This is a genomic window from Pseudomonas sp. GLN_2 (assembly GCF_043106005.1).
Lineage (GTDB): Bacteria > Pseudomonadota > Gammaproteobacteria > Pseudomonadales > Pseudomonadaceae > Aquipseudomonas > Aquipseudomonas alloputida.
This window is the reverse complement of sequence record NZ_JBICMC010000106.1, coordinates 1-15245: the sequence shown is the minus strand read 5'-3', so window position 1 is coordinate 15245 and position 15245 is coordinate 1. Positions and strand designations below refer to the sequence as shown.

The window sequence follows — 15245 nt, the reverse complement described above, 5'->3', positions numbered from 1 at the left end:
GCCGCGCGGGCGGCGCTCGATCTCGCAGGCGCTGAATCTCTTCAGCCGGGAACCAGGCGGCGCTCAATCTCGCAGGCGCTACAAGACTCAAGGCAGGCCCTACCATCAAACCTAAGTATCATCATGTTACATATTCAACCTCCACCTGCGACTATCGTGCAGCGGCCCCAGCTCGCCGGTCGCCGCTAACATATTGTTCCAATGGCGATGTTTCGCCTTGCTATCGTTTCTGGTTCTCAAAGGAAGCCTTACCGGATGCAGTCCGCCTACACCGTCCTCATCCTGCTGACCCTGGTCAGCCTGTCGAAGCTGGTCGGCCGTGTGATCCCGCTGCCATTGCCGCTGGTACAGATTGCCGCCGGTGCCTTGCTGGCGTGGCCGACGCTGGGCCTGCATGTAGCCCTTGACCCCGAATTGTTCCTGTTCCTGTTCCTGCCTCCGCTGCTGTTCGCCGACGGCTGGCGCATCCCCAAGCGTGAGTTATGGCGCATTCGTGGCCCGGTAGTGGCGCTGGCCGTGGGGCTGGTGTTGTTCACCGTGGTCGGGGCCGGTTACTTCATCCACTGGTTGCTGCCGAGCATCCCGTTGCCGGTGGCCTTCGCCCTGGCGGCAGTGCTTTCGCCGACCGACGCCGTGGCCGTTTCGGCCATTGCCCAGGACCGCCTGCCCACTCCCCTGATGCACATGCTGCAGGGCGAGGCGCTGATGAACGACGCGTCGGGCCTGGTAACCTTCAAGTTCGCCCTGGCGGCGGCGATCACCGGGGTGTTTTCGTTGGCTGACGCCAGCTTCAGCTTCGTGTTGGTCGCACTGGGCGGCCTTGCGGTGGGCGTGGTACTGAGCTGGTTGATCGGTCGCCTGCGCATGTGGATGATCACCCGGGGCTGGGACGATCCGGCTACCCATGTGGTGTTCATGTTGCTGCTGCCGTTCGCAGCCTACGTGCTGGCCGAGCGCCTGGGCGTGTCGGGTATTCTCTCGGCAGTGGCGGCCGGCATGATGCAGAGCTGGCTCGACCTGCTCCCGCGTCAGACCAGTACCCGCCTGCTCAACCGCAGTGTCTGGTCGTTGCTGGAGTTTGCCTTCAATGGCCTGATCTTCCTGTTGTTGGGCTTGCAGTTGCCAGACATCATCAAGGCTGTGGTCAGCCACGAAGCGACCCTCTGGCCGACATTGGCCTACCGCTGCCTGGACGTGGTGGCGATCTTTGCCGCACTGATTGTGTTGCGGTTCATCTGGGTCCAGAGTATCTGGCGCTCGATCGGTGTGGTCCGTCGCTGGCGCGGCAAGCCGGCACTGGTGCTGATGCCTACGGCGCGTTCCTGCTGGTTGCTGACCTTGGGGGGTGTGCGCGGCGCTGTCACCCTGGCGGGTGTCATGTCGATCCCGTTGCTGATAGGGGCTGGCACCGCTTTCCCGGAGCGTGATCTGCTTATCTTCATTGCTGCGGGGGTAATCCTGCTGTCGTTGATCAGCGCCTGCATCGCGCTGCCGATATTACTGCGCGGGGTGACCAAGAGCCCGGACGAGCGCTTGCACCAGGAAGTGCAGGAAGCCTGGCGGCGCACGGCCGAGGCGGCGATTCATGCCTTGGAGGCAGAAGAGGTGATCGACAGCAACGCACCGCAGGATGCTGCGCAGGCAACGTTGGCGACCGAGTTGAAGGCGCGCTTGATGGCTGAATACCGGGATGAGCTGGAAAGCTACGACGACAGTGCCGAAGCCAAGGCCCTGGCCGCACAGATGGACTTGCTGGAGCGGCGTTTACGCTTGCGTGCCCTGAGGGCGCAGCGGTTGGAGCTGTACAACCTGCATCGTCAGCACCTGGTGGGGGATGAGGTGGTGCGGCAAGTACTGGGTGAGCTGGATATGAGTGAGGCGAACCTGGGGCAGGTCAAGTAGACCCTATCAAGGCCCTTCGCGGGCACGCCCGCTCCCACAGGTACTGCGCTGCGCTTGAAATCAGCGCAGTACCTGTGGGAGCGGGCGTGCCCGCGAAGGGGTTGATCAGCGGTTTTGCAGGAAGGAGCGAATCCGCTCGGCCGCCTCGATGCATTCGGCCAGCGGTGCAACCAGTGCCATGCGCACGCGCCCGGCACCCGGGTTCACCCCATCCACCTCACGTGACAGGTACGACCCCGGTACCACGGTCACATGCTGGGCTTCGAACAGGTCGCGGGTGAACTCGGCATCGTCGCCCGGTACCTTGGCCCACAGGTAGAAACTGCCGTCCGGGCGTTCCACGTCCAGTACCGGCTGCAGAATATCCAGCACGGCATCGTACTTGGCTCGGTATTGGTCGCGGTTCGCGCGCACATGCGCCTCGTCCTGCCAGGCAGCGATGCTGGCCAGCTGGGTTTGCACCGGCATCGCGCAGCCGTGGTAGGTGCGGTACAGCAGAAACGGCTTGATGATCTGGGCATCGCCCGCGACGAAGCCCGAGCGCAGCCCAGGCAGGTTGGAACGCTTGGACAGGCTGTGGAACACCACGCAGCGCGCAAAATCGCTACGGCCAAGCTCGGCGCATGCCGACAGCAGACCAGGCGGTGGCGCGTCCTCGTCGAAGTACAGCTCGCTGTAGCACTCGTCGGCGGCGATCACGAAGTCGTGTTCGTCAGCCAGGGCAATCAGCTTCTTCAGGGTGGTCATTGGCACCAGCGCACCGGTAGGGTTGCCCGGCGAGCACAGGAACAGGATCTGGCAACGCTTCCACACTTCGGCCGGTACGGCGTCGAAGTCCGGGTTGAAACCGTTGTTTTCCAGGCACGGCAGGTAGTGCGGGGTGGCACCGGCCAGCAACGCTGCGCCTTCGTAGATCTGGTAGAACGGGTTGGGGCTGATGACCAGGCCGTCATCGGCGCGGTTGACCACGGCCTGGGTGAAGGCGAACAGCGCTTCGCGGGTGCCGTTGACCGGGAGGATGTGGCGGTCTGCGTCCAGCCAGCCGGCGGGCACGCCAAAGCGACGTTCGCACCACTGGCCGATGGCCTGGCGCAAGGCTGGCAAACCGAGGGTGCTGGGGTAAACCGCCAGCTTGTCGAGGTTGTCGGCCATGGCCTGGGCGACGAACGCCGGCGATTCGTGCTTCGGCTCACCGATCGACAGGGCGATGGCGCGTTTGTCCGCCGCAGGCTTCACGCTGGCCAGCAGGGCGCGAAGCTTTTCGAACGGATAGGGCTGAAGCTGGGTCAAGGCATGGTTCATCGGCGCAAGGTCTCGTCAATCGTCTAATCGTTAAAAGGTCACGCGGGTCTGGTGGGGGTCGCTACCTTGGCCGGCCTGCAGTTGCTGCACAATGGCTTCCTGCAGACGGCTGCACAGCTGCGGGTCTGACAGCGGCTGGTTGTCGGCATCGGTAATGAAGAACACGTCTTCTACCCGCTCGCCGAGTGTGGCGATCTTGGCGTTTTGCAGTGACAGGTCGAACTCCAGGAAGATCCGCCCCAGCCGGGCCAGCAGGCCTGGGCGGTCTGGCGCGGTGATTTCGAGGATGGTCACCGGGCGCTGGGCATCGTTGAGGATGGTCACTTGCGGCGGGAAGTCGAAGTGCTTGAGCTGCCGCGGCACCCGGCGCTGGATGATGGTCGGGTAGTCCTCGGGGTTGCGCAGCGCTTCTGTCAGGCCGTCGCGAATCTGCTTGACCCGCTGCGGGTTGTCGCCGATCGAGCCGCCGTCGTTGTCCAGCACAATATAGGTGTCGAGGGTGAACTGGCTGCTCGACGTGATGATTCGTGCGTCGTGGATGTTCAGGTTCAACTGCGACATGGCCGCCACCGTCACGGCGAAGAAATCGTGCTGGTCGGGGGCATAGATGAAGATCTGCGTGCCGCCTTCGAACTCGCGCTGGGTGGTTTCCTTGATCAGCACCAGCGGCCCGCCATCGGCCGGTTGCTGCAGGATCGCATCCGTGTGCCAGGCCACGTCGGCGGCTGTGTGCTTGAGGAAATAGTCATCGCCCAGTTGCGCCCATAGCTGCTCGACGTCGTCCGGGTCGGTGCCCTCGCGCACCAGGATGTCCAGCGCTGAGGACTGGGTCTGGCGAATCTGCTCTTCGCGGTCCAGCGGGTTTTCCAGGCCGCGGCGCAGGGCACGCTTGGTCTCGGTGTACAGCTGGCGCAGCAGGCTGGCCCGCCACGAGTTCCAAAGGCTCGGGTTGGTGGCGTTGATGTCCGCCACGGTCAGTACGTACAGGTAGTCAAGGCGCGTCTCGTCGCCCATGTGCAGGGCAAAGTCGTTGATCACCTGCGGGTCGGACAAGTCCTTGCGCTGAGCGGTGGTCGACATCACCAGGTGGTTCTGCACCAGCCAGACGATCAGGCGGCTGTCCCAGGCCGGCAACTGGTGCCGTTCGCAGAACTTCTGCGCGTCCACTGCACCGATTTCCGAGTGGTCGCCCTGGCGACCCTTGCCAATGTCGTGGTACAGGCCGGCCAGGTAGATCAGCTCGGGTTTGGGCAGGCGCCCCATGAGCTTGCTGGCCAGCGGGAATTTCTCGGACACCGGCGTGTATTGCAGCTTGCGCAGGTGCTTGATGAGGTTGAGGGTATGCGCGTCGACCGTATAGATGTGGAACAGGTCATGCTGCATCTGCCCGACGATCAGGCCGAATTCTGGCAGGTAACGGCCGAGAATGCCGTAGCGGTTCATCCGGCGCAGGTTGCGGTGGATGCCGATTTCGCACTTGAACAGCTCGATGAACAGGCTGGTATTGCGGATATCGGTGCGGAACGTGTCGTCGATCAGGTGGCGGTGTTCGCGCAGCAGGCGCACGGTATCGGCACGCACACCCTTGATCTCGGGGTGTTGGGCCATCAGCACGAAGATTTCCAGCATGGCGAACGGCGTGCGCTTGAACACGTTCGGATGGGCGGCCTCGATGTAGCCGTCATGCAGGCGGAACCGCGTGTTCAGTGGCTGGGTGCTGCCACTTTCCTCATCGGCGAGGATAACCTCTTCGAAGTGCTGGATGATCAGGTCGCACAGCTGGCTGATGCTCATCACCACCCGGTAGTACTGCTGCATGAACTGTTCGATCGCCCGCTTGGGGTTTTCATCGCTGTAGCCCAGCAGCGTGGCGATGCTGCGCTGGTGGTCGAACAGCAGGCGGTCTTCGGCGCGTCCGGCCAGCATGTGCAGGGCATAACGGACTTTCCAGAGGAAGTCCTGGGACGAAGCCAGCAGTTCATTCTCGCTTTCCAGCAAGAAGCCTTCGCCGGCCAGTGCATGCAGGTTGAGCGTCCCGTACTGGCGGCGGGCCACCCACAGGACCGTCTGGATGTCACGCAGGCCACCTGGCGAACCCTTGACGTTGGGTTCGAGGTTGTACTCGGTGTCGTTGTACTTGTGGTGGCGGGCCTTGAGTTCGGCGCGCTTGGCCAGGAAGAACTCCTTGCTCGGCCACATATGCGCGGTGCTGGTGACTTCCAGCATGCGCTGGCGCAAGGCCTCGGGGCCGGCGATGGTGCGGCTTTCCATCAGGTTGGTGATTACCGTCAGGTCGGCGCGGGCCTGTTCGGCGCACTCGTCGACGGTGCGCACGCTCTGGCCGACTTCCAGGCCAATGTCCCACAGCAAGGTCAGAAAGCGCTCGATGGCGTCGCGATACTGCTCATGCTCGGCAGCACCCAGCAGAATCAGCAGGTCGATGTCCGAGTGCGGGTGCAGTTCACCGCGCCCGTAGCCGCCCACCGCGACCAGGGCAATGCCGCTCTGGTCGCCCCAGTCGAACTGGTTCCACGCCTGTTGCAGGATATTGTCGACGAGCCAGGCGCGGGCCTCGATCAGCGGGCGGATGTCGCTACCGGCGCTAAAACGTTTGTCGAGCACCTCGCCGGCCAGGCGGATGGCTTTCTTGAAGGCGGCGATGGGGCTCGCCTTGAGGGCCAGTTCCGCCTGGAACTGGCCACGGTCGAACAGCTCGGGGTCCACCTGGGGCATCGCGTCACGTTCCTGTCGTGGGGTGGCCTGTCGGAGTGCGGTCAGGCCGAAGTGCGCGGGATGGTGTCGTCCTTGCGCAGGGTGAAGATCTCGTAGCCAGTCGCAGTCACCACCAAAGTGTGTTCCCACTGGGCCGAGAGCTTGCGGTCTTTGGTGATGGCGGTCCAGCCGTCGCCCAGCACCTTGGTGTCGGCCTTGCCTTGGTTGATCATCGGCTCGATGGTGAAGGTCATGCCTTCTTTCAGCTCCATGCCCGTGCCCGCGCGGCCGTAGTGGAGGATCTGCGGCTCTTCGTGGAACACCTTGCCGATGCCATGACCGCAGAACTCGCGCACCACCGAGAAACCGTTCTTTTCCGCGTGTTTCTGGATCACTTCACCGATGTCGCCCAGGCGGCAGCCCGGCTTGACCAGCTCGATGGCTTTGTACATGCATTCCTGGGTGACCTTGGACAGGCGCTCGGCCCAGACCGGCACGTTACCGACGTGGAACATGCGGCTGGTGTCGCCGTGGTAGCCGTCCTTGATCACGGTGACGTCGATATTGAGCGTGTCACCGTCCTTGAGCGGCTTGTCGTTGGGGATGCCGTGGCAGACCACATGGTTGATCGAGGTGCAGATCGACTTCGGGTAGCCCTTGTAGTTGAGCGGTGCCGGGATGGCCTGCTGAACGTTGACGATATAATCGTGGCACAGGCGGTCGAGCTCTTCGGTGGTGACGCCGGGCTTGACGTGTTCTTCGATCATTTCCAGCACTTCGGCGGCCAGGCGGCCAGCGATGCGCATCTTCTCGATGTCTTCTGCGGTCTTGATGGTGACGGTCATTACAGGCTCTCTACGGCGCCGTGCACGGCGCGAACAAACGGGAAAGGCCGGATTCTAGCAGAGCAGGGCGCCGATCGGTCGGGATAAAGGCGGCCATGCTGTTGTCTATAGCTGGCATTCTGGCGCGAAAGCCGGGGTGCTGCAAAAAGTGCTGACAGACGCAACAGTATCCGGGTTCCGTTCGCTCGCGGTCTGTGGTATAAAATGCGCCGCTTTCGGGGACGACCCCGTCAGCACTTAACCCACACACGTGTCGACACGATGACCTGGGTGCCCCGAGTTGCAGAATTCGCGGGTTGGTCATTGGGATACGTGGAGGCCCAACCCGACTTATCAAGGAACTATCATGTCCCAAGTCAACATGCGCGATATGCTGAAGGCCGGTGTGCACTTCGGCCACCAGACCCGTTACTGGAACCCGAAAATGGGCAAGTACATTTTCGGCGCGCGTAACAAGATCCACATCGTCAACCTGGAAAAAACCCTGCCAATGTTCAACGACGCTCTGTCGTTCGTAGAGCGCCTGGCACAGGGCAAGAATAAGATCCTGTTCGTCGGCACCAAGCGTTCCGCCGGCAAGATCGTCGCCGAGCAAGCAGCTCGTTGCGGTTCGCCGTACGTTGACCACCGTTGGTTGGGCGGCATGCTGACCAACTACAAGACCATCCGCGCTTCGATCAAGCGTCTGCGCGACCTGGAAACCCAGGCCGAAGACGGCACTTTCGCCAAGCTGACCAAGAAAGAAGCCCTGATGCGCTCCCGCGACCTGGAAAAACTGGATCGCAGCCTGGGCGGCATCAAGGACATGGGCGGTCTGCCAGACGCTCTGTTCGTTATCGACGTTGATCACGAGCGCATCGCGATCACCGAAGCCAACAAGCTGGGTATCCCGGTTATCGGCGTTGTCGATACCAACAGCAGCCCGGAAGGTGTTGACTACATCATCCCAGGTAACGATGACGCCATTCGCGCTATCGAGCTGTACATGACTTCGATGGCTGACGCAGTCATCCGCGGCCGCAACAACGTTGCCGGCGGCACCGAAGTTTACGCTGAAGAAGCGGCTGCACCTGCTGCTGAGTAATAGGCGCTAGCGTCTACTTGGCACGCAAAAAGGGGGCTTTGCCCCCTTTTTGCCACCTTGAAATCCTGCTGTCAGCATCGGCCCCGCATCATGGGCCTGCTGAAATGAAAACAGCGGATTTGCAGAATTGAACGCCCGTGATTGACGGGTGGAATGGTTGAAAAACTTTCCAAGAGGATTTTGAAATGGCAGCAATTACTGCAGCGCTGGTAAAAGAACTGCGCGAGCGTACCGGCGAAGGCATGATGGATTGCAAAAAGGCCCTGGAAAAGGCCGGCGGCGACATCGAAAAAGCCATTGACGACATGCGTGCCTCGGGCGCCATCAAGGCCGCCAAAAAGGCTGGCAACGTCGCTGCTGAAGGCGCTATCGCCGTCAAGACCGACGGTACATCCGCCGTCCTGCTGGAAGTGAACTCGCAGACCGACTTCCTGGCCCTGCAAGACGACTTCAAGAACTTCGTGGCCGAAAGCCTCGAAGAAGCCTTCGCCCAGAAGCTGACCGACGCCGCTCCGCTGATCGCCTCGCGTGAAGCTGCTCGTGAAGCCCTGGTTGCCAAGTGCGGCGAGAACGTCAACATCCGTCGCCTGGTGCGCGTTGAGGGTGACGTTGTCGGTGCCTACCTGCACGGCAACAAGATCGGCGCTGTCGTCGTTCTGAAAGGCGGTGACGTGGAGCTGGCGAAGAACATCGCCATGCACGTTGCAGCTTCGAACCCTGAGTTCCTGGATTCGTCGGAAATCTCCGCCGAGGCCATCGAGCGCGAGAAGAATGTCTTCCTGCAGCTGAACGCCGACAAGATCGCCGGCAAGCCGGAAAACATCGTTGAGAACATGATCAACGGTCGTATCACCAAGTTCAAAGCCGAAGCCTCGCTGAAAGAGCAAGCCTTCGTTATGAACCCGGAAGTCAAGGTTGGCGAGCTGGCCAAGAAAGCCGGTGCTGAAATCGTTTCCTTCACCTACTTCAAAGTAGGCGAAGGCATCGAGAAGCCAGTCGACGACTTCGCTGCTGAAGTTGCCGCTCAGGTCGCTGCTGCCAAGCAGTAAGACAGCCCCGTCTGTCGCCCCAAAGAGGCTGCCCGCTCACGCGCGCAGCCTCTTTGTCAAAACGGGGAGGGGTTTATACGACTCCCTCTTCGCTGGCACCGAAGCGGTGCCACGCTACAGTTAGCAGGCTGCAAACAGCCCGCACGAATTTTCTAAAAGTACGCCGCAGGAGAGACTCGCAATGGCTCAGCAGGTGAGTGGTCGCCAACCTCGCTATAAACGCATTTTGCTCAAACTTAGCGGCGAGGCCCTGATGGGCTCGGAAGACTTCGGGATCGACCCGAAAGTGCTGGATCGCATGGCGCTTGAAGTTGGCCAGCTGGTAGGGATCGGTGTCCAGGTCGGCCTGGTGATCGGTGGTGGCAACCTGTTCCGCGGCGCCGCGCTCAGCGCAGCCGGCATGGACCGCGTCACGGGTGACCACATGGGGATGCTGGCTACCGTGATGAACGGCCTGGCCATGCGTGATGCGCTGGAGCGCTCGAACATCCCGGCCCTGGTCATGTCGGCCATTTCCATGGTGGGTGTCACCGATCATTACGATCGCCGCAAAGCTATTCGTCACCTCAACTCCGGGGATGTGGTAATTTTCTCCGCCGGTACCGGCAACCCGTTCTTCACCACCGACTCCGCGGCCTGCCTGCGCGCCATCGAAATCGATGCTGACGTGGTGCTGAAGGCGACCAAGGTCGATGGCGTGTACACTGCCGATCCATTCAAGGACCCGCATGCCGAGAAATTCGATCACCTGACCTACGATGAGGTTCTGGATCGCAAGCTGGGTGTGATGGACCTGACCGCAATTTGCCTGTGCCGTGACCACAAGATGCCATTGCGGGTATTCAACATGAACAAGCCTGGCGCCCTGCTGAACATCGTGGTGGGTGGCGCTGAAGGCACACTGATCGAGGAAGGCCAAGCATGATCAACGACATCAAGAAAGACGCGCAGGAGCGCATGGGCAAGTCCATCGAAGCCCTGTCCCGCAACCTGGCTGCAATCCGCACCGGTCGCGCTCACCCAAGCATCCTGGACAGCGTCAAGGTTACCGCCTGGGGCAGCGAAATGCCGCTGAACCAGGTCGCCGCGATCACCGTCGAAGATGCCCGCACCCTGAAGATCGTCGCTCACGACAAGAACCTCAGCGCTGCCATCGAAAAGGCCATCCTCACCTCCGATCTGGGCCTTAACCCGTCCAGCGCCGGTACCACCATCCGTGTGCCGATGCCGGCCCTGACCGAGGAAACCCGCAAGGGCTACACCAAGCAGGCCAGCGGTGTTGCCGAGGATGCCAAGGTAGCCGTGCGCAACGTGCGCCGCGACGCCCTGGCTGACCTGAAAAAGCTGACCAAGGACAAGGAAATCAGCGAAGACGAAGAGCGTCGCGCCGCGGACGAGATCCAGAAGCTGACCGACAAGTTCGTCGCCGAAGTCGATGCTGCCTTCAAAGCCAAGGAAAAGGACCTGATGGCCGTCTAAGGCCGGGGTTTTTTAATGGAAAAGACCAAGCCAGCGGCGCCGTCCTCGGTGCCGCGTCATGTCGCGATCATCATGGATGGCAACAATCGCTGGGCGAAAAAACGCCTGCTGCCCGGCGTGGCCGGGCACAAGGCGGGTGTGGACGCCGTTCGCGCGGTCATCGAAGTCTGTGCCAAGTCCGGGGTCGAGGTGCTGACCCTGTTCGCCTTCTCCAGCGAGAACTGGCAGCGCCCTGCCGAAGAGGTCGGTGCGCTGATGGAGCTGTTCTTCTCGGCGCTGCGCCGTGAGGCCAAGCGCCTTGACGAGAACAATATCAGCCTGCGCATCATCGGCGACCGATCGCGTTTCCATCCTGAGCTGCAGGCCGCCATGCGCGAAGCCGAAGCAGTGACCGCCGGCAACAACCGCTTCATTCTGCAGATAGCAGCCAACTACGGTGGTCAGTGGGACATCGCCCAGGCTGCCCAGCGGCTGGCGCGGGAAGTGCAAGCCGGGCACCTGCGCCCCGAAGACATCACCCCGGGCCTGCTGCAGACGTGCCTGGCAACCGGCGAGCTGCCGTTACCGGACCTTTGTATTCGCACCGGTGGCGAGCACCGCATCAGCAATTTCCTGTTGTGGCAGCTGGCCTATGCCGAGTTGTATTTCTCCGACCTCTACTGGCCGGACTTCAAACACGAGGCCATGCGCAATGCCCTGGCCGATTTCGCTTCGCGCCAGCGCCGCTTCGGTAAGACCAGCGAGCAGGTCGAGGCTGGAGCTCGTGCTTAATGCTTAAACAACGCATCGTTACTGCGCTGATCCTGCTGCCGGTCGCGCTGGGTGGTTTCTTCCTGCTCAATGGCGGGGATTTCGCCCTGTTCATCGGCTTCGTAGTGACCCTCGGTGCCTGGGAGTGGGCGCGCCTGGCCGGGCTGATGGCCCAGCCGCTGCGCATTGCCTATGCTGCGGTGGTCGCGGGGGCGCTGATGCTGCTGTACATCCTTCCGGAACTGGCGCCCTGGGTACTGGGCGCTGCGGTGATCTGGTGGGGGCTGGCCACCTGGCTGGTGCTTACCTACCCGCGCAGCAGCGACCTGTGGGCCAGTGCTGCCTGTCGGTTGCTGATCGGCCTGCTGGTGTTGCTGCCGGCCTGGCAAGGGTTGGTGCTGCTCAAGCACTGGCCCCTGGGCAACTGGCTGATCCTGTCCGTCATGGTGCTGGTGTGGGCCGCCGACATCGGTGCGTACTTCTCTGGCCGGGCATTCGGCAAGCGCAAGCTGGCGCCGCAGGTCAGCCCGGGCAAGAGCTGGGAAGGCGTGTACGGTGGCCTGGCGGTCAGCCTGTTGATTACCCTGGGTGTCGGCATCAGCCGCGACTGGGGCTTTGGTCAAATCCTGCTGGGCCTGTTGGGCGCTGCGTTGCTGGTGATGTCCTCGGTGGTCGGTGACCTGACCGAGAGCATGTTCAAGCGTCGCTCCGGTATCAAGGACAGCAGCAATCTGTTGCCCGGGCATGGGGGTGTGCTCGATCGCATTGACAGCCTGACGGCGGCAATCCCGATCTTCGCCGTCCTGTTGTGGGCTGCCGAATGGGGTGTGATGTGAGTCGCCCGCAGCGTATTACCGTACTCGGGGCCACCGGCTCCATTGGCCTGAGCACGCTGGATGTGATTGCGCGTCATCCTGACCGTTATCAAGCGTTTGCCCTCACGGGCTATTCGCGCATCGACGAGCTGTTGGCCTTATGTGTGCGTCATCGCCCGGCATTCGCTGTGGTGCCGAGCACTGAGGCGGCGGTGAGGTTGCGTGCGGGTCTGGCTGCGGCCGGCTGCACCACCGAGGTGCTGGAAGGTGAGGCCGGGCTTTGTCAGGTGGCGTCGGCCGCTGAAGTGGATGCAGTGATGGCGGCCATTGTCGGTGCTGCCGGCCTGCGGCCCACACTGGCAGCGGTCGAGGCCGGCAAGAAGGTGTTGCTGGCCAACAAGGAAGCACTGGTGATGTCGGGCGCACTGTTCATGGAGGCGGTGCGGCAAAAAGGGGCCGTGCTGCTGCCGATCGACAGCGAACACAACGCTATCTTCCAGTGCATGCCAGGCGACTACGCCCGTGGTCTGAGTGCCGTCGGTGTGCGCCGGATCCTGCTTACCGCGTCCGGCGGGCCGTTCCGCGAAACGCCGGTCGAGGCGCTGCTGGACGTGACCCCGGAGCAAGCCTGTGCGCACCCTAACTGGTCCATGGGGCGCAAGATCTCCGTGGATTCGGCCAGCATGATGAACAAAGGCCTCGAGTTGATCGAAGCCTGCTGGTTGTTCGATGCCGTGCCGTCCAAGGTTGAGGTGGTGGTGCACCCGCAGAGCGTAATCCACTCGCTGGTCGACTACGTGGACGGATCGGTACTCGCGCAGTTGGGCAACCCGGACATGCGTACGCCGATCGCCAACGCGTTGGCCTGGCCGGAACGGATCGATTCCGGGGTTGCCCCTCTGGACCTGTTCGCCATCGCCCGTCTGGATTTTCAGGCGCCCGACGAACAACGCTTCCCTTGCCTGCGCCTTGCGCGGCAGGCTGCCGAGGCCGGCAACAGCGCGCCTGCCGTGCTCAATGCAGCCAACGAGGTTGCGGTCGAGGCATTTCTTGAACGGCGCATCCGCTTCCCGGAGATCGCGGGTATGATCGAACAGGTACTCGACCAGGAACCGGTCGTGCCGCTGCCGTCGCTGGATGCGGTATTTGCCGCCGATCAGCGTGCCCGGGAGCTTTCCCGTGAGTGGCTGAGGCGTCACGGCCGCTGATGCAGCCCCGCCAAGGTTCGTGAGGGGGCTGGGCAGGCATGCTCGCCCGCTGAACATCATTCGGAGATGGACATGACAGCGCTCTACATGATTATCGGCACCCTCGTGGCGTTGGGTGTGTTGGTCACTTTCCACGAATTCGGTCACTTCTGGGTGGCGCGCCGCTGCGGCGTCAAGGTGCTGCGTTTCTCGGTGGGTTTCGGCACGCCGCTGCTGCGGTGGCATGATCGCCACGGCACCGAGTTCGTTGTTGCGGCCATTCCTCTGGGTGGCTACGTCAAGATGCTCGACGAGCGTGAAGGCGATGTGCCGCCGGCGCTGGCCGGGCAGTCGTTCAACCGCAAGTCGGTACGCCAGCGTATTGCGATTGTCGCGGCAGGCCCGATCGCCAATTTTCTGCTGGCTATCCTGTTTTTCTGGGTGCTGGCGATGCTGGGTACCCAGCAAATCCGCCCGGTTATCGGCGCGGTCGACAGTGGCAGCCTGGCAGCATCTGCAGGGCTGACCGCAGGTCAGGAAATCGTTTCTGTAGATGGCAAGCCGACCAACGGTTGGTCGGCGGTCAATTTGCAGCTGGTTCGTCGTCTGGGCGAGAGCGGTACCTTGCAGATTGGCGTGCGCGATGAGGGCGCCAGCGCCGAGCGTCAGCTGCAGGTCAAGCTGGACAATTGGCTCAAGGGCGCCGACGAGCCGGACCCGATTCAATCCCTGGGGCTGCGCCCTTGGCGACCGGCGATCACACCTGTGCTGGCCGAGATCGATCCGAAGGGGCCGGCTGCCGCTGCGGGCCTGAAAACCGGTGACAAGCTGCTGGCTCTGGACGATGTGGCAGTGACTGAATGGCAGCAGGTTGTCGACCGCGTGCGCGCCCGCCCGGATGCCAAGGTCGTGGTGCGAGTGGAGCGCGATGGCGCTGCCCTGGAGCTGCCGGTGACCTTGGCCCGCAAGGGGGAGGGTAAGGCCGTCGGTGGCTATCTTGGCGCTGGCGTCAAAGGTGGCGAATGGCCTGCCAACATGCTCCGCGAAATCAGCTACGGCCCGCTGGATGCGGTGGGTGAGAGCTTGTCGCGTACCTGGAACATGAGCGTCCTGACCCTTGAATCGCTGAAGAAAATGCTGTTCGGGGAGCTCTCGGTAAAAAACTTGAGTGGACCGATAACCATTGCTAAAGTGGCGGGCGCTTCAGCCCAGTCCGGCGTGGGGGATTTCCTGAATTTCCTGGCCTACCTGAGCATAAGCCTGGGGGTTCTTAACCTGCTGCCCATTCCAGTACTGGACGGGGGGCATTTGCTGTTTTACCTGGTCGAGTGGGCGCGCGGTCGTCCGCTGTCGGATCGGGTGCAAGGTTGGGGGGTTCAGATCGGTATCAGTTTGGTCATAGGGGTGATGTTGCTCGCCCTGATCAACGATCTGGGTCGACTATAAAGCTTCGCTCAATTGCGAACCTGCCGTTTTGTGACGGCAGGTTGTTTATTGCCAGTTGGAATAAAAGGACTTCATGAAACGTCTGCTGCTAACTGCGGTCATGTCCGCACTGATGATCGCTGAAGTTCACGCCGAGTCCTTCACCATCTCCGATATTCGCGTCAACGGCCTGCAGCGGGTTTCCGCTGGCAGTGTGTTCGGTGCCTTGCCGCTGAACGTTGGCGACCAGGCCGACGACCGCCGCCTGGTGGACTCGACTCGTTCCTTGTTCAAGACCGGGTTCTTCCAGGACATCCAGTTGAGCCGCGATGGCAATGTGCTCATCATCAACGTGGTCGAGCGCCCGTCGGTGTCGAGCATCGAGATTGAAGGCAACAAGGCGATCAGCACCGAAGACCTGATGAAGGGCCTGAAACAATCGGGCCTGGCCGAAGGCGAGATCTTCCAGCGTGCCACCCTCGAAGGTGTGCGTAACGAGCTGCAGCGCCAGTACGTGGCCCAGGGGCGCTACTCGGCCGAGGTCGACGCCGAAGTGGTGCCGCAGCCGCGCAACCGTGTGGCGCTGAAGATCAAGATCAACGAAGGCACCGTCGCCGCCATCCAGCACATCAACATCGTGGGCAACAACGTATTCGATGATGAGACCCTGGGGCAGCTGTTCGAGCTGAAGACCA

13 protein-coding genes are annotated in these 15245 nt (G+C 62.1%); 10 read left to right on the top strand and 3 right to left on the bottom strand.

Annotated elements, in window-relative coordinates:
* Positions 1–255: 255 nt before the first annotated feature.
* Positions 256–1902 carry a Na+/H+ antiporter gene (locus tag ACF8Q6_RS26145; RefSeq protein WP_012053546.1) on the top strand — a complete coding sequence of 549 codons (1647 nt, stop codon included), beginning with the start codon at positions 256–258 and terminating at the stop codon, positions 1900–1902.
* Between the two features lie 105 nt (positions 1903–2007).
* Here ACF8Q6_RS26145 and dapC read toward each other — a convergent pair whose 3' ends face one another.
* The 3 genes from dapC to map are packed head-to-tail and all read right to left on the bottom strand — an operon-like array spanning position 2008 to position 6761.
* Positions 2008–3204, bottom strand: coding sequence for a succinyldiaminopimelate transaminase (dapC, locus tag ACF8Q6_RS26140; RefSeq protein WP_392493886.1), 1197 nt, complete (start codon positions 3202–3204; stop codon positions 2008–2010).
* Positions 3205–3234: 30 nt separating this feature from the next.
* Entirely contained in the window at positions 3235–5937 is a 2703-nt protein-coding gene (locus ACF8Q6_RS26135) for a [protein-PII] uridylyltransferase (protein WP_392493885.1), read from the bottom strand.
* Between the two features lie 41 nt (positions 5938–5978).
* Positions 5979–6761 carry a type I methionyl aminopeptidase gene (gene map, locus ACF8Q6_RS26130; protein WP_003252286.1) on the bottom strand — a complete coding sequence of 261 codons (783 nt, stop codon included), beginning with the start codon at positions 6759–6761 and terminating at the stop codon, positions 5979–5981.
* Between the two features lie 346 nt (positions 6762–7107).
* On the opposite strand from map, the gene rpsB reads away from it, so the two are divergent.
* The 9 genes from rpsB to ACF8Q6_RS26085 form a co-directional block, all read left to right on the top strand.
* On the top strand, positions 7108–7845 hold the full coding sequence (gene rpsB, locus ACF8Q6_RS26125; RefSeq protein ID WP_003252287.1) for a 30S ribosomal protein S2: 738 nt from the start codon (positions 7108–7110) through the stop codon (positions 7843–7845).
* Between the two features lie 185 nt (positions 7846–8030).
* Positions 8031–8894, top strand: a complete 864-nt coding sequence (tsf, locus tag ACF8Q6_RS26120; protein WP_003252290.1) for a translation elongation factor Ts — start codon at positions 8031–8033, stop codon at positions 8892–8894.
* A gap of 181 nt (positions 8895–9075) precedes the next feature.
* A complete protein-coding gene (gene pyrH / locus ACF8Q6_RS26115) occupies positions 9076–9819 on the top strand; it encodes a UMP kinase (protein ID WP_003252294.1) in 744 nt (247 codons plus the stop codon).
* Positions 9816–10373 carry a ribosome recycling factor gene (gene frr, locus ACF8Q6_RS26110; protein WP_003252296.1) on the top strand — a complete coding sequence of 186 codons (558 nt, stop codon included), beginning with the start codon at positions 9816–9818 and terminating at the stop codon, positions 10371–10373. Before pyrH ends, frr begins: the two co-directional genes overlap by 4 nt.
* 15 nt (positions 10374–10388) lie before the next feature.
* Positions 10389–11144 carry a polyprenyl diphosphate synthase gene (gene uppS / locus ACF8Q6_RS26105; RefSeq protein WP_003252299.1) on the top strand — a complete coding sequence of 252 codons (756 nt, stop codon included), beginning with the start codon at positions 10389–10391 and terminating at the stop codon, positions 11142–11144.
* On the top strand, positions 11144–11959 hold the full coding sequence (locus ACF8Q6_RS26100; RefSeq protein ID WP_392493884.1) for a phosphatidate cytidylyltransferase: 816 nt from the start codon (positions 11144–11146) through the stop codon (positions 11957–11959). Before uppS ends, ACF8Q6_RS26100 begins: the two co-directional genes overlap by 1 nt.
* Positions 11956–13146 carry a 1-deoxy-D-xylulose-5-phosphate reductoisomerase gene (gene ispC / locus ACF8Q6_RS26095; RefSeq protein WP_041168522.1) on the top strand — a complete coding sequence of 397 codons (1191 nt, stop codon included), beginning with the start codon at positions 11956–11958 and terminating at the stop codon, positions 13144–13146. Before ACF8Q6_RS26100 ends, ispC begins: the two co-directional genes overlap by 4 nt.
* Positions 13147–13218: 72 nt before the next feature.
* Positions 13219–14571, top strand: coding sequence for an RIP metalloprotease RseP (gene rseP, locus ACF8Q6_RS26090; protein ID WP_026031852.1), 1353 nt, complete (start codon positions 13219–13221; stop codon positions 14569–14571).
* A 73-nt stretch (positions 14572–14644) separates the two neighbouring features.
* On the top strand, positions 14645–15245 hold a 601-nt coding region (locus ACF8Q6_RS26085), incomplete at its 3' end, for a POTRA domain-containing protein (RefSeq protein WP_392499715.1).

Bases quoted from the DNA above. Each gene is read 5' to 3' on its own strand.
- ACF8Q6_RS26145 (WP_012053546.1), top strand. From the start codon at position 256: ATGCAGTCCGCCTACACCGTCCTCATCCTGCTGACCCTGGTCAGCCTG.
- dapC (WP_392493886.1), bottom strand. From the start codon at position 3,204: ATGAACCATGCCTTGACCCAGCTTCAGCCCTATCCGTTCGAAAAGCTT.
- ACF8Q6_RS26135 (WP_392493885.1), bottom strand. From the start codon at position 5,937: ATGCCCCAGGTGGACCCCGAGCTGTTCGACCGTGGCCAGTTCCAGGCG.
- map (WP_003252286.1), bottom strand. From the start codon at position 6,761: ATGACCGTCACCATCAAGACCGCAGAAGACATCGAGAAGATGCGCATC.
- rpsB (WP_003252287.1), top strand. From the start codon at position 7,108: ATGTCCCAAGTCAACATGCGCGATATGCTGAAGGCCGGTGTGCACTTC.
- tsf (WP_003252290.1), top strand. From the start codon at position 8,031: ATGGCAGCAATTACTGCAGCGCTGGTAAAAGAACTGCGCGAGCGTACC.
- pyrH (WP_003252294.1), top strand. From the start codon at position 9,076: ATGGCTCAGCAGGTGAGTGGTCGCCAACCTCGCTATAAACGCATTTTG.
- frr (WP_003252296.1), top strand. From the start codon at position 9,816: ATGATCAACGACATCAAGAAAGACGCGCAGGAGCGCATGGGCAAGTCC.
- uppS (WP_003252299.1), top strand. From the start codon at position 10,389: ATGGAAAAGACCAAGCCAGCGGCGCCGTCCTCGGTGCCGCGTCATGTC.
- ACF8Q6_RS26100 (WP_392493884.1), top strand. From the start codon at position 11,144: ATGCTTAAACAACGCATCGTTACTGCGCTGATCCTGCTGCCGGTCGCG.
- rseP (WP_026031852.1), top strand. From the start codon at position 13,219: ATGACAGCGCTCTACATGATTATCGGCACCCTCGTGGCGTTGGGTGTG.